Annotated in this window: 11 protein-coding genes; all 11 read left to right on the top strand. The window is 51.5% G+C overall.

Going from position 1 to position 14261, the window contains the following annotated elements; all coding sequences use genetic code 11:
* Positions 1 to 161 precede the first annotated feature (161 nt).
* The 11 genes from V3U24_09795 to V3U24_09745 all read left to right on the top strand — a co-directional run bounded on the left by V3U24_09795 (position 162) and on the right by V3U24_09745 (position 14240).
* Positions 162 to 1331, top strand: a complete 1170-nt coding sequence (locus V3U24_09795; GenBank protein MEE9167732.1) for a hypothetical protein — start codon at positions 162 to 164, stop codon at positions 1329 to 1331.
* Positions 1331 to 2893 (top strand): FecR domain-containing protein, encoded by a 1563-nt coding sequence (locus V3U24_09790; GenBank protein ID MEE9167731.1) that lies wholly within the window; start codon positions 1331 to 1333, stop codon positions 2891 to 2893. The genes V3U24_09795 and V3U24_09790 overlap by 1 nt, the downstream gene beginning before the upstream one ends.
* 22 nt (positions 2894 to 2915) lie before the next feature.
* Positions 2916 to 5681: a hypothetical protein gene (locus tag V3U24_09785; protein ID MEE9167730.1), complete on the top strand. Its 2766-nt coding sequence runs from the start codon at positions 2916 to 2918 to the stop codon at positions 5679 to 5681.
* A gap of 160 nt (positions 5682 to 5841) precedes the next feature.
* Positions 5842 to 6972 (top strand): carboxypeptidase regulatory-like domain-containing protein, encoded by a 1131-nt coding sequence (locus tag V3U24_09780; GenBank protein ID MEE9167729.1) that lies wholly within the window; start codon positions 5842 to 5844, stop codon positions 6970 to 6972.
* Positions 6969 to 7946: a tetratricopeptide repeat protein gene (locus V3U24_09775; GenBank protein ID MEE9167728.1), complete on the top strand. Its 978-nt coding sequence runs from the start codon at positions 6969 to 6971 to the stop codon at positions 7944 to 7946. The genes V3U24_09780 and V3U24_09775 overlap by 4 nt, the downstream gene beginning before the upstream one ends.
* Before the next feature lie 2 nt (positions 7947 to 7948).
* Positions 7949 to 9313: a tetratricopeptide repeat protein gene (locus V3U24_09770; protein ID MEE9167727.1), complete on the top strand. Its 1365-nt coding sequence runs from the start codon at positions 7949 to 7951 to the stop codon at positions 9311 to 9313.
* A 9-nt stretch (positions 9314 to 9322) separates the two neighbouring features.
* Positions 9323 to 10111 (top strand): MotA/TolQ/ExbB proton channel family protein, encoded by a 789-nt coding sequence (locus tag V3U24_09765; protein ID MEE9167726.1) that lies wholly within the window; start codon positions 9323 to 9325, stop codon positions 10109 to 10111.
* Positions 10112 to 10116: 5 nt separating this feature from the next.
* A complete protein-coding gene (locus tag V3U24_09760) occupies positions 10117 to 10899 on the top strand; it encodes a flagellar motor protein MotB (GenBank protein ID MEE9167725.1) in 783 nt (260 codons plus the stop codon).
* Positions 10900 to 10924: 25 nt separating this feature from the next.
* A complete protein-coding gene (locus V3U24_09755) occupies positions 10925 to 12460 on the top strand; it encodes a flagellar M-ring protein FliF C-terminal domain-containing protein (GenBank protein MEE9167724.1) in 1536 nt (511 codons plus the stop codon).
* Positions 12461 to 12469: 9 nt separating this feature from the next.
* Positions 12470 to 13399, top strand: coding sequence for a FliG C-terminal domain-containing protein (locus V3U24_09750; GenBank protein ID MEE9167723.1), 930 nt, complete (start codon positions 12470 to 12472; stop codon positions 13397 to 13399).
* A 103-nt stretch (positions 13400 to 13502) separates the two neighbouring features.
* Positions 13503 to 14240 carry a DUF481 domain-containing protein gene (locus V3U24_09745; GenBank protein ID MEE9167722.1) on the top strand — a complete coding sequence of 246 codons (738 nt, stop codon included), beginning with the start codon at positions 13503 to 13505 and terminating at the stop codon, positions 14238 to 14240.
* Positions 14241 to 14261 lie beyond the last annotated feature (21 nt).

Here is a 14261-nt window from a genome sequence, read left to right as displayed (position 1 = left end):
CCCCATACAGTGTGAAGCTGATTATACTTGGTTCCCACTTGTGATTCAGATCACAGGCTCAAAATGTAAGCGAAATCTATTTTGATGTTCATAAAGCGGGAGCTAAACTTGGCAGGTTCATAGCTGGGACAGGTTTTCCTTCATCAATTTAGGAATAGGTCATGACGAAAAAAGGAATTGCTCTAACTTTTTGCATTCTGCTGGTCAAGTCACTTCTTTTTGGACAGTCGGTTACATTAGACGGAACGTTTTACCGCTTTATCACTTACTATGTCAGTTCCGTTGATATTAATACCGGTAGTTCAGACGTCCAGCTTTTCAGATACCGTCTCGCGAGTGACAGTTATCCCATTTCTGTCACGGTGGAATTCGAAATCACGATTCAATCCGCTGCCCTGGGAATACCCGACCCCACCACGCTGATCGAGGTGGCGGCGGATATTCCTGAAATGACGGCGCACATCGACCTGGACAACAGAGATCTTTCAACCGAAAACCTGGTTCTATATGATGTGGAGGGCAACGAGGTTGAAGTAGACATCGATGTTGAGAAGAGTCTGGAGATGGAAGATCTGGATGACTTATTCAGCGTGATTGTACAGACAGGAAGACTTCCCGAGGGTGTTTATGCCTTTCGTCTCTCCGTGTTTTCGGAGGATGGTGGATTGCTTGCCACGGTGGAACAGATCCTCAATGTAACCCCATCGAGAACGCTTCAATTGACCTCTCCCGGGGGTGGTTTTGAGGAACTGGCAGAGAACGAGATTTATACGACCTACCCCGTTTTCCAGTGGGAGTCAGAGATGTTTTCTGCCCCCCACATCAGGAATTGCCCGGAATGTGGGTTTTTCCTGAGAGTCGCGGAATTCGTATTCGAAGAACATGCTACTGTGGAAGACGCCATTGAGGATGTGACGGCTCTTCCTCTTGATCAGGCGATGGGGTGGCAACTTGTGTCAGAAGCGTCCGGAAACCAGTTGAGTTTCATGTATCCCACGGCAGGGGTGGTGGACCTCATGGCCGGCAGCATTTATGTATGGCAGATCCAGAAACGGATTTCCACAACCGAAGGTATTGAGAGGATCAACAGTCCCATTTACGCTTTCATGATTAAAGATATGACCGTAAATCCAATCATGCAGGCATTGCAGGAGATCCTGCCGGAAGAGATTCTGCAGGCCTACTTCACACCGGGCGGTCCCTTAACGGGATACCAGGCCTCCGGCACCTTCACTCTTGATGGCACAGAAAGCGATATGTCCACCTTGAACGCCCTGGTAGAGGAGTTCAGACAGGGAACCGCGAGCTTGATTTCCACTGAGGTCCGGTGATGATGCGGAAGTTATTGTTCCTGGTCACTGTCACCAGTGGACTACTGGCCGTTGACAGGATAGCGTTGACCATGAAGACGTCCGGACAGGTCAGTCATAAGGGAGAACAAGTGCCAGACTTTCAGACCCTCCGGCGCGGCTCCTCGCTTTTTGATGGTGATTTTGTGGTCACCGGCGATGATGGGCTGGCCATCGCTCTGTTTTTGGATGATAAGTCTCAACTGAAGATTAGACAGAACACGGAGACGCGGATAGCAGGAAGTCGCACCGAGGGGGTAATTTCCAAGCGTGTGGAGTTGAGTTATGGCACCTTGAAGGCAACGGTGAAAGAGCAGACCCAGCAATTCACCATCACCACCCCCACGTCGGTTGCCTCGATCAAGGGGACCGAGTTGTGGGTTTTGACTGATCCCGATTCTGGAGATATCATCATCAGTCTTGAGGGAGCCATCGAGCTGACCAATCTCATATCCGGAAGCGTTCATTCCGTAGTACCGGGGACCGTTGTAGAATCGAACGCAGACGGTAAAATCGAGGTTCTCGCCACGGTAAAGGTCAGGGGAGAAGCCTCCTCGGGTATATCGGCAGGCCGATTTACACTTTCCGGTATATCCGTATTGGGTGGAGGGGTGAGTGCCCAGGATCTGTCTGACACTGTAGAGGTCACGGGAGGCACGGTCTTTGAGGGGACTGACGTAAAAGCGGGGGCGGTAATCACTCTCACCGGCATCCTGGATGAACAAACTGGGAACGTGGAGGCCACTCTCATCGAAGTTTCGGAGCGCGTCACGATAAGAGGGATTGTGTCATCAACGTTCACGGGAAACCGGTTTCCCATTTCCGACGTGACCGTTGTGGAGGGCGATCGAGAAACTCTCCCCGCCGAGGTGAAGATAACCGAGGGGACGGTAATCGAAGGTGACGATATCATCTATGGGGCAGAGGTCACCGTGGTGGGGATTTTCAACAGGGAGACCGAAGTTCTTGAAGCCACACAAATGATCGTTGTCATTCCTAAATTGAGAATCACGGGACTTATCACCGCTGTCAGCGAGGAGGGCCTGGTTGAACTGTCTGAAATCGAGGTGAAGGTGGGTGAAATTGAGGCTTCCGCCTTATCGGGCCGGGTAATTGTAACAGGGTCGACCGTGATAGAAGTAGACGAACTGACTGTCGGTCTCAAGGTGACGGTAGTGGGAACCTTGGACGAAGAGACGGGAGACATAGTTGCTGAACGTATCCGCCTTCCACAGGTAGTGCTCTTGGCGACGGTTAATTCTCCGGTAGTAAACGAGCAGTTCGAAATCACCGACATCACCGTCCAGGAAGGGGATCTCGATCCTTCAACTTTGTCCGGTATTGTGAAATTAGGACCGGATACCGAGATTGAGGGAGGTGAGATTACGACCGGTCTTCGGGTAACGGTTACCGGGAGTGTGGAGAAAGAAACGGGGGCATTTCTGGCCACCGCCGTTATGGTGATCGTTGCTGAACGGGAGTTGATTTTCGATATGGAGGATAATCACGGGCGAAGAAAAGAACTCATCATCAAATTTCAATAGCAGGGGACAAGTAAGGAATAAGATGGATCAGCAGACAAGCGGTTCGCCGTGGAAAAGGATTTTTCTCACGTCAAGTTGTGTTATTTTGACATTTACCTCTCTTCACGCTCAGGCCACAGGGGTCATCACCCATCAGCCGGTTATTCGCCACACGGCCACTGAAGTCCTGGTCATACAGGCGGATGTCTCCTCTCCTGTTGATGTGGAGAGGGTAGACCTTTTCTATCGAGAAACGGGTGAAGAGGGCTTCATTGAAGTGGAGATGGAAGGAACGACGGAGGGGTGGCGTGGCGAAATTCCTCTGGAACGCCTTTCTCTCGAAGGGGTGGAATACTTCATTTCGGCAACGTTGGTGGATGGGTCCGTACTCAACTTCCCAGAGACCGATCCCCAGGATGCCCCAGTTTCTGTTCAGATTAGCCCGGAACCGGAGCCGACGACGGTGGTTGAGGCAGCACCTGCGGTGGGAGTTGATGCCGTTATTATTTTCAGTCCCTTGCCCGGAGCAAGAATCCCGTTCGATGATGTCCTCATTGCGGCTTCACTTTTCAATGTGGACTCTGTGGATGTATCCTCGGTCAGACTCCTCGTTGACGGTCGTGATGTAACGGCCCGCTCTCTTGTGGGTCCCGATCTTGTGACGTATGAGCCTAAACTTCTCCTCCCGGGGAGGCATCAGGTACGGATAGAACTGACCGCTTTGACGGGTCGCCCTGTGGAGCCAAAAGCCTGGTCGTTTGAGGCCGTTCGGGAGCACGTGGAGAAAGTGGAAGCTGTGGAGCGGGTCCTGACCTATGGTGGCAGGATAAACGGGGGTTACTCTTTTGATGAAATCGATGAGGGTGATCCACTGGCAATCAGTCAGACGACGGCGAACTTCTCTGGAGAGTGGGGTCCTTTACGATTCAAATCGGATCTAAAACTCACATCGGAAGAGGATTCTTTCAAGCAACCGAGAAACCGGTATCGGTTGAGCTTGGAAGCCGGCGATTACCTGCGGTTGAAGTTCGGGGATTTCAATTCCCGGCTTTCCCGATTCACTCTGGACGGCAAGCGAGTGAGAGGCGTGGATGCAGACCTGCAACTGGGCTTCGTTAACCTTCATGTGGTGAAAGGCGAATTGGAAAGAAAAATCCAGGGGAGACTTGGTGAAGGAGAGACCTACCTGTCTGAAGGCGTGGAACTTCAGGGAGAATCCATAAGATACCAGCTCAACAGGAAGGGATACACCTTCCAAAAAGATATTTTTTCCACACGGTTGAGTTTTGGCAGCGGAAAGATCTTTCAGCTGGGCTTCAACTGGTTGAAGGCAAAGGATGATATTACTTCGGTAGAGCCTATTCTGGACAATGCCAAGATAGAAGTCGACACGGTTGAAGCGCTTTCCCTGGCAATTAGCCCGGATATCTACACCTACCGTGACCTTAGTAATCTGCTCCTGGAGAACAACTATTCTATTGATCTGGCGGACGAGGAAAGCTGGGCCGGTGATTCCCCTCAGGACAATATTGTGATGGGTTCCGATTTAAAGTTCTCTCTCTTTAGGCGTCAGATCGGAATCGAGGCGGGATTTGCATTCAGTATGTTCAATGGGAATATATGGGGTGGCGCGTTCAGCAAAAGCGAACTCGACACTCTGGGTGTTTTGGGTGATTCGACACTGGACGGAAAGATTGGAGGATCCTTTGACATCCCATTCGATCCCAAGGATTATGAAGACCTGTTTGTGCTGAATCTGAATCTCAGGCCACTCATACCAGTGGACACGCTGCTCCTGTTTCAAGAGCCCGTGAAGGCGATTCTGAAGCTTCCTTCTGCGGCGTACAATTTTAGAGCCTCGGGCAATTTACTTCAGAATCGCCTCAGTTTCGAATTCGTGCAGGTGGGCCCCGAGTTCAATTCACTGGGCAATCCCTATATTCAGAAAAACAATCGGCAATATACGATTTCAGACAGAGTCGGGTTTTTCCAGAATCGCCTTCTTCTCAACCTTATCTATAAGCATCAGGATGATGACATTCTCCGTGTGGTGACGGACGTGACCACAACAAATACGGTAACTATGAACGCGGGAATTTACCCGGGAGGGGATCTCCCTTCTTTCGCGTTGAGCTACCGGGTTCAGGACCGCGATAACGGTAAAACGACCCTGGATACGGTAAACGTCGATCCTGAGGCACGAAGAATCGACCTGGAGGACCTTCGCAATTTCACGAAAAGTGTCAATGCCAGTTTTGGACTCACCCACCGAGTGAGCTTCTCGGGGTTCAATCACAACCTGTCAGTCAACTACGTTTTGCTTGACCGGGCGGATCAGTTTGATGACCGCCCTTCCGCCCCATACTTCGGTACGAATCTTACTGGGGATACGCTGTTCTTCGATTCCACCTTTGTATCCCCGAATCTGAAATCAGATGTGATCAATCTGTCTGTGATGACGGAATACCCCTTTCCTCTGAAAACCACTGCGATTGTTTCGGTGAACAGAAGCACATTTGGCATCCCCGAGGATTTTGCCTATGATTATGGCGGTCAGAATATTACCAATGTAACCCTGAGTGGAACGTATGATGTGCTGGGGAATCGACTCAAGCTTTTGGCGGGGATCAATCGTACCTCGGGTACGGGGAACGAGGAATTCAGCCGGCTGGGGATCCGTGCAGGAGTCAATTACCGGATCACCGAATATCTCCGGGCTCGCTTCGATGGGGGATTGCGATTCAAAAAGATTGACGGCGAGTCCAAAAGGAGCACTCTTATCAGAGCCTCTCTCAACTATACGTTCTAGGATACAAATCCCGCCCATCCGGACCACGGGCCGTTTTCGGGCCCCATTTAGCCTCCGGACCTTTTCTCTTGACATTTTGAACCGGAGGGTTTACACTCTATGACGCCTAACGGCTTTTCGAAATCTGGGGTTGAATACGAGGTAAATCCGAGGTACTCGCATGAAACAACCTGCCAAGAACTTTATCCTTATTGTTTTTGCTACAGCCCTTGTGGGGTCATTCCTGGTCGCTCAGGATGAGACGTACACCGTCAGCGGTGTCGTGAAAGACCAAGAGGGGGAAAAAGTACCTGCTGCTGACGTGGTGCTTCTCGATGCAGACGGGGGAGAGGTGGACCAAACCTCAACGGGGAAGCGGTTCGGTGGTAAGGGTAAGTTTGAGTTTAAGAAGGTGTCGCCCGGCAGGTATAGTGTGAAGGCGACCGAGGAGGATGCAGGTTCCGCCTCCCTCGATTTCGCGGTGGCCGATGAAGACCAGGAAATTGAACTGTCATTGGTCGTGGCGAAAAAGCCCGGTGAAACGGGAGCGGCTGCCGCAGGGAAAGAAGCTGAGCGGTTGCCACAGGAAGAATATGTCACCACCGAACTCAGTTTTGAACTGAAGAAACTGGCGGCGGAAATGGATCATCTGGGAGGCCAGGTTCGGGATCTTCAGGCGAGAAGTGAAATGTGGACGAATCCCCTCTCCATTTACAGCAAAGAGATTATTCTAGACAACGGAAGCACTGTCTTTGGAAAAGTCGTGTATCAAGATGAGGAAATCTTGAAAGTCGAGACGTTGGTAGGGTATCTGGTGATAGACCGGAGCCAGGTGGTTCGGATTGTGGAAAACGTTATTGCGGAGGAGGAGCCGGAATATATTCCCGAACAGATTCGGGAGACCTACAGTCCACCTCCCATGCCGAAGCTGGCACAACCTCGCTATGTGGCAGGAGAACCCACGGAACGGCTTGCCGCCAGGGATCGAGCGGCCAATATTGTTCTCATGGGAAATATTTCCGAAAAAAGGGACCGGTCCAACAATACCACTTTTTCCGGCCAGGTGAAGAACATTGGTGGCCGCCGGTCAGATTTTGTCAAAGTGAATTTTGTATTCAGGAAGAACTGGAGTGGTGAAACTCAAACCCTGACCTCTTTTGTCTCGGGAAGTTACTATTCCTTCGACTCTGGTATCACCACGGACTCCTCTCTTCTCCCGGGGGCAACTGGGACATTTGAACTCGTCATACCCGCAGAATTTGGGTCGTATATCGGCTATTCTTATACGATAGATTGGGAAGAGTACGAATGAGCATCGTTCGCGCCATGATCTATCTGCTGCGAAATCTCGCTTTTGCGATGGTACTTTCAGGCTATCTGGCCGGCCAGTCAGCGGGACCCGTGGGGAATGACATTTTCTTTCTCGATCTGGGAATTGTGATTGAATCGGCTACAGGGGATGAAGAAGTTACCCGGCTCGTGAAAGCGCCCCCGGAGAAAGTAAAATTCTTTGTCGATAAGGCACCCAGCGGATCTGTCTTTATTGCATCCACGAGAGAAATGCAGCAAACATTGAATCGAATTAGCCAAAAGATTGAGACTCTTGAGGCCGCTTTTGAGAGGGAGGTGGGGAGCCTGAGGCAAGAGAATGAGGACTTGCGCGGCATGATAGCCGATCTGTTGGCAAGGGAGCCGATCTCTCACCCGGAGGAGGCCCGGGTATCAACGTCTGAAGTAATGCCGTTGAACGTGGCTCCCGCTGACGCCACGGCTACTAAAGCAGCCGATGATGAGGAGGTCACCGTACCCGTTGCTGCGGAGGAACCCCGGGAAGAGGAATTGACCCAGGTAAGTCCAATGGAGATTAATTTGGTCGAAGCCCCGTCACGTCGACTGACAAATGAAAAGCGGCCCTTTAACCGGACGGTCTATATGAATGCCGTTTTTGCCTATCAACGAGAGGATTTCAGCATGGCGCTGCGACATTTTGCGGAGCTGTACCTTGGAGACGTTGATGATGTTACAGCCGGAAACGTTCTCTACTGGATAGCGGACTGCTACTATCAGATGGGTGAATACGGTGAGACCCTGAGAACATTGGTGGCGATTGAGCCTCTATTCAGATCAGATAAGCAGGACGATGCCATGATCTTGACCGGGCTGGTCTACCGCCAGATGGGGGATGAGATTCAAGCGATTGAAGCGTTCGCCAATATCATAGACAATTATCCTGACAGTGAATATCTCAAACTGGCTCAACTGGAGCTGCGGAACGCCGAGAGGTAGTCATGATTGGGAAAGTAAAGACAATTTTTGTGGTAATGTTTTTGGTGGTGGCCATTTCACCGTTGGATTCGTTAACCCGGGTGGCGTATACGCGCCCCGGAGTAATGATGAAAATTCCCACCACGCGCACCGCCCGTTCACCCTATCTATTCAGCACGGGCTTCGGGGCTGAAATCCACAACTTTTCCCCTTTCAACGTGGCCCGAGGAGTCTACTTCCAGATGGATGTCACCGACAGGTTCACTCTCGGATTTTCTTCTGGTCAGGGGGCTGACACCACATCTTTAGTGCTTCTGGATACGTCCCAGTACGTGGCGCCGGCGGAATTCGGTTTCCATTTTCAGCAGCGGGTGTACGTACGTGATAACATCTCTTTTTCCCTGGGACTTCATGATGTTGTTTTTGAAAATGCGACGGAAAACGGATTGAATTTGGATACAAAGCTCCTTTCCTTTTTCGGCGTTATTGGGAGTGAGAAGCCATTCGGTGGCTACCATCTCAGCACGTACATCGGTTTCGGAACGGGAGGGTTTTCGCAGGCGTTGGTGACGCGGGAGTCGACCGCGGCAGCGGACACCACGTCGAGCGGTTCCAACGTCGGTGTTTTTGCGGGATTTCTGTTAACCACGCCTTTCTTACCCCAGTGGGGTGGTTTGGATATTGTGGGTGAATTCGACGGGTCGGGCATCAATGTGGGACTCCGCATCCCCCTTACCTCGGATTATCGCCTGGGCCTAGGATTCACCCACATAGAAAATTTGCCCACGTTTTCCGAGGAGCCGTACGGAGCGGATCATCCGGGATTCACCATCGGTCTTGATATGTCGGTACCCAGGGCCGCTGCCGTGAGGGAGGTCCCGGGGCTCCCGGGCGCACCATCTCCCATTCCCGAGGCAGCCATGCTCGATACGACTCTTCTTGCCGCGGACTATGCCGTGGCGGTTCTGCGAGATTCCCTGAGAGTGTCCAGATATCAGACCCGAAACCTCGGTGCCGAGGTGGCCCAGTTGAGGCAGAAGTCGGTTACTCTGGACGATTCTGTGAATACATTGCGGTTGGAAAGAGGCATTGGCCAGAAGAATCTGAACCGGGCCATGCGTCATCTGTCTCGGTCTCTGAGATACTTCTATTCGGGAGACTACCGTGAAGCACTCCAGGAAGTGGAAACCTCTCTGGAATTGAATCCCAATCTGGCGTTGGCCTATGCTCGGCGGGGATCCATCTATTACAAACTTGGGGATATTCAGAGAGCCACCATCAACTGGAATCTGGCGCTTAAGATGGATCCCGAGTATGATGATGTTCGAAATATATTGAAGGCGTTGCACGAGAATCGGCTAAAAACCACAAGCTTTAGTACGGAGTAGAAACAACTCATGGACATAGCAACTCTCGTAGGAATCCTGATTGGGTTGGTTTCCATAAGTGGGGGAATCTTTATCGCTGCCTCGGCCGTGGGTGCAGGTGTGGGCGGTTTCGTTTCCGCAGCCAGCTTCGCAATTGTAGTCGGCGGAATGGTAGCTTCAGTCTCCGTTGCATTTCCACTCTCGGAGGTCATGAAACTGGGAGCCGCCATGGGGGCGGTCTTCAAAGGCGGAGTCGTAAGGTTGGGAGGTCTTGTCGATGCGGCGGTAGGAGTGTCGGAGTCCGCAAGAAAAGGACCGGCAGAATTGGAACAGGCTATTGGGGGAATCAGGAATTTCTTCTTCAAAGACGGTGTTCAGATGGTGGTGGATGGGTATTCAGAGCCCGAGATCATCGAGATTCTGAATACGCGTATTGATTACAGAGAAATCCGTGAGAAGCACCAGGCAGAGCTGTTCAAGACCATGGGAAACATGGCGCCGGCGTGGGGGATGATCGGGACACTCATCGGACTGGTGATCATGCTTTCAGGATTTGGTGGTGAAGGGGGCGGCGGTACAGAAGCCCTTGGAGTAGGTATGTCGGCGGCGCTTATCACAACGTTTTATGGAGCCGTGCTTGCAAATCTCTTCTTTCTGCCCATGGCAGCAAAGCTTAATTCCCGTATCTCTCAAACCAGTACGATGCAGGCAATGCTGGTAGAGGCTGCTAGGCTCATACATCAGAAAAAACATCCCCTCATCGTACGTGAAAAACTGAATTCATTTATTCCACCGAAAGAGTGGAAAAGAGAAGAGTAGCCTGATTGGCCGTATCGGCGACAGAGAAAAAGCGACTTATAGAAAAGGGTCGCGCTCAAGTTGAAGAGGGGCTCCCCGGTTGGTTTAGCACCTTTGCCGACATGATGACCCTCCTATTGGCATTCTTCGTTTTGCTGGCGGCCATCTCGACCATTGATCCGGTTAAGCTGCAGGAAATGGCCGATTCCATGGGCAAAAAGGTTGGCAAGGTTACCAAAGAAGGGCAAGCAATGAATCTGGCTGATGTTAAGAAGGCGGTCACTGAAATGTTGGAAGAGAATGAAGATACGCTTGAGGGTGTTGAAGTATCCACCAGCCCCAAGGGTGTGACAATTGCCATTCCATCGGAAATTAGTTTTTCTTCCGGCTCCGCTGAATTGATGACCGGTATCGTTCAGGTATTGGAAACGCTCGTCCCTACCATAAATAGGCCTGGCAATAAGTTTCCTGTGGCGGTTGAAGGACACACAGACAGTGACCCGCTTCCGAAGGGATATCAGGATAAGTATCCCAGTAACTGGGAACTTTCAGCAGCCCGTGCTGCCGGCGTTGTCCGGGAGCTGATTAAGTTAGGCGTTGATCCCACACGGTTGGAGGCTGTCGGATTGGCTGAGAACGTTCCCAGAGATCGCCCTACGGATCGATTAATAACCCCAGATATTATCAGGAGGCAGAATGAAACGGTTGCACTAAAGGCGAGAAACAGGCGGGTCGAGATTACTTTCAAGGCCACTCCTGGAGGCTCTGCAGGAGTGACCGGGAGTCAGAAAGTAGAAAAGGAAGAATAAGAATTCGTTAAGAATAGGGGAAGTTATGAAAAGGAGATTGACATTTATGGCGGCGGCCACCCTGGTTGGGGCTACGATTGTGGGTGTAAGTATGGGTCAAGAGTCTACCTATCTGGCACAGAAGTTGATGCTGGAAAACGATTTTAGAAAACGTATCGAATCTGCCCTGTCAAAGGTGCTGGCTGACCACCGGTATGTGTTGGATGTCACGGTGGATCTGAAGTTCACCCCCACTGTAAGGGAAGAAGTGACATTTGAGCCGTCCCCCAAGGAAGCGCCGGAAAAATCCGCACCCACCCCTGCCGAAGAACGCCAGGGGAGAAAGTCAAGGGTGACGGGTATCCCCATACCCGGATTCGATTTCCAGGTAGAACAAGAGGAGGAAGAAACTGAAGAGCCGTCTGTGGTGGAACTCGAAGAGGCCCTCCCGGAGCCTTCCTCAAGAGAAGGGGCACGGATCATATCTCAATCGTACACTGACATTACGGCTTCGATACCTATGATAGAGAAAATGGAAATCAGCTGTATTCTACCGGAAGCGTCATCTCCGGAGTTGATTGAGAATGTACGTCAAATCATTATGGTTGCTTCGCATTATGACCGCAGCCGGGGTGATGTGTTGAGCATCATGACAGCTTCCTTTAAGGTGAGGAGGGACGAGCGGACTGCCGAAGCCATCATACTGCGGAGTATTGCCCAGAAGATTGATCAGCTTGAAGAGAAACAGGCTGAAACCGACGCAAAGGTTGCGGAGGATTGGCGCCAGGAATTGGAGAGGTGGAAGGATGAAGAAGCCAGTCGCCGCGAGGAAGAACAGTCCGTTTGGCGTTTGGAACTGCAAAAGCTTGAAAATGAGCGGCTCAGTCGAGAGTTTGAGGAGCAAAGAGAGGCCCTTCTGGCACGAGACTCCTTGAGAGTGGTTCAGTTGGCCAGCGAAATCAATCAGCTGAGGGTCGAGCTGGGAACGGCCAGCATGACCGATGAAGAAGAACAGGCTGCGGTGGATGAAGTCACCGCCATGGAACAGGAGAAGGCCCGGTTGGATTCCGTCATAGGGGAAAAGCTTGCAATGCTGCAACAGGTTCAAAGAGAGATGAGTCGGGCGAATGGGGGCGTGAGTAATCTCCCCATTTATCTCATGAGTGCCATTTCATTGCTGGCGGTTGTGGCTCTCGCTGCTGTCATCCTTTTCAATGGGAGACGCAAGCCGCGGTACGTTATGCCGCCTCCCTGGATGATGAGGCCCCCGAAAAAAAAAGTGACGAAATCTGAAGGCGGAGAGGCCCGAGTGACACCTCCGCCCACGCCGCCTCCACCCCCATCGGTTCCCCCGGTTGCACCCGGTGAAGATCCGGCGGTTCTCCAATCCGAAGTCAAATCGACGCGCCAGTCCATCGTGTCCGCGGCCGTGAGTGAGCCCGAGACGGCAACCGGCATTGTGAAGGAGTGGCTGGAAGAAGAGGCACCCCCTCAGGCTGAAGCGGCTCCGGCCCCTGAAGAGGCACCTCCCGCAGCACCCCCCGAAGAGGAAAAAAAGGGGAAGAAGAAAAAGAAAAAGTAGAGGCGAGAGATGATTACCGAATATAACAGACTGTCCGGCCTGGATAAAGTGGCCATAGTCTTTTCCGTTCTTGGAGAGGGCCTTGCGGTTAAACTCATTAAGGGGTTGGGAGAAACGGAGGTGAGAAAAATCCGTAGCCGGATCCGTGAAATGGAGCCCGTTTCCTCTTTAATCAAAAAGCAAGTCGTTGATGAATTCTATCTTGCCTTTATTTCGAGGAAACTCCAGAAATCGGATGTGACCGATGCGAAACGACCCTTCGAATTCCTTGACAGTCTCGCAGATGAGCAGCTCGCGGCACTTCTGGAAGTGGAAGAGCCTCGCATTATCGCCATGGCCGCGGCCCAGGTTTCATCCGAGAGGCGGATGGTGGTAATCAACCGGCTAGCGCCGGAAGTTAAAGGAAGGGTACTCATGGAAATGGGTAATCTGAGTGAAGTTCCACTGGAAGCGATCGTGAATGTGGCCACGCAATTGGAACATAAGTCTCACTTCCTTCCCCGGGCCGTGGACTTCTCCCGCGGTGGGGGAAAGAGTATCGCTGATATTCTGGGCCAGATGCCTCCCGAGGAGGAGGAGAGATACCTTGAAACCATCTCCCGGGAATCACCTGACCTGGTGAAAGAGATCAAGAAGTACTACCTAACATTTGATGACATCTTCAGCTTTCCCGACAACCTACTTCGGGAAATCATGAACACGGTCGAGCTGGATACCATCGCACTCGCTTTCAAGGGTCTGCCTCAGGAGACCTCGGACAAGGTTCTCAATAACCTCCCGCAGAAAAAACAGGCCATGTATGAGCCCGTGGAAGGGGCCATCCCGAAGCGAGAGGTGAATATGGCAAGAAAGACGATCGTGGATGCGGCACGGCAGATGGAAAAGGAAGGTCGATTTAATCTTGAGGACGTTCTGGGCGGTTCGGAAATGGTGGATTAGCTGCCATTCGAATTCTCAAAACAGGCCTTCCGGGAGCCACTGCTCAGGAAGGCTTTTTCGTATGAATTAGTTTCAAAATGAGACGAATTGAGGTTTTGGAGAGATGAAAAGAGTCGTAATATTGTTGAGTGTCCTTTCTGTTGGAGCAGTCTCGGCGGGGGAATGGGAAAGATCCTTCACAGGATCTCTCACAACCCAGCAGGGGAATACGCACCTGACTTCATATACCGTAGCAATGTCCAGTGAGTATGCGGGAGACCTGTCCATAGAACCCTTTGGGCAATTGGGAAGGATCAATCTGCCGGACAGTGAAGTGAGATTCACTGTCAGCCACACGCGAGGACAGTTAAATGATGCTCTTTACGAACACGATGGCAGCGCTTCTTTCCTCCTGGAGATCATGGCGCATGAGACTTTTTCCCCATTCTTTCTGTCGTACTGGGCGTACGACTCCACAACCTTCCTCGAGAGAAGAGTTCAACTGGGTGCCGGGGGAAAATACACGGCTGGGAAGGAAATTTCCGTCAGTGTAGCCTATCTGTGGGAGATAGAGGATTACAAAGCCGAAGCAGTAAGAAGACAATACCGTCTGTCGGTTCGGCCCAAGTACAAAAAGAAGTTCGATAGCGGAATCACTGTTAATTACATGATCTTTATCCAACCCCTGGTCCGAAACCCTGCCCATCTTCTCATTGATAACCAGTTTACACTCTCCATTCCCACCCCATCCGAAAAGTTCATGATCACGGCAACCTGGCGGGACCAGTATAACTCCCAACCGCCGAAAAACGTGAAAGAGCGGGACACGGATGTCAAGGTTGGATTCACATTATCCTGGTGACTATCACTTCTCAAAATCGTA

This window comes from Candidatus Neomarinimicrobiota bacterium, assembly GCA_036476315.1.
Classification (GTDB): domain Bacteria; phylum Fidelibacterota; class Marinisomatia; order Marinisomatales; family S15-B10; genus JAZGBI01.
The sequence above is the reverse complement of the archived record's forward strand: the minus strand, read 5'-3'. Positions and strand labels throughout refer to the sequence as shown.

Bases quoted from the DNA above. Each gene is read 5' to 3' on its own strand.
- V3U24_09795 (MEE9167732.1), top strand. From the start codon at position 162: ATGACGAAAAAAGGAATTGCTCTAACTTTTTGCATTCTGCTGGTCAAG.
- V3U24_09790 (MEE9167731.1), top strand. From the start codon at position 1,331: ATGATGCGGAAGTTATTGTTCCTGGTCACTGTCACCAGTGGACTACTG.
- V3U24_09785 (MEE9167730.1), top strand. From the start codon at position 2,916: ATGGATCAGCAGACAAGCGGTTCGCCGTGGAAAAGGATTTTTCTCACG.
- V3U24_09780 (MEE9167729.1), top strand. From the start codon at position 5,842: ATGAAACAACCTGCCAAGAACTTTATCCTTATTGTTTTTGCTACAGCC.
- V3U24_09775 (MEE9167728.1), top strand. From the start codon at position 6,969: ATGAGCATCGTTCGCGCCATGATCTATCTGCTGCGAAATCTCGCTTTT.
- V3U24_09770 (MEE9167727.1), top strand. From the start codon at position 7,949: ATGATTGGGAAAGTAAAGACAATTTTTGTGGTAATGTTTTTGGTGGTG.
- V3U24_09765 (MEE9167726.1), top strand. From the start codon at position 9,323: ATGGACATAGCAACTCTCGTAGGAATCCTGATTGGGTTGGTTTCCATA.
- V3U24_09755 (MEE9167724.1), top strand. From the start codon at position 10,925: ATGAAAAGGAGATTGACATTTATGGCGGCGGCCACCCTGGTTGGGGCT.
- V3U24_09750 (MEE9167723.1), top strand. From the start codon at position 12,470: ATGATTACCGAATATAACAGACTGTCCGGCCTGGATAAAGTGGCCATA.
- V3U24_09745 (MEE9167722.1), top strand. From the start codon at position 13,503: ATGAAAAGAGTCGTAATATTGTTGAGTGTCCTTTCTGTTGGAGCAGTC.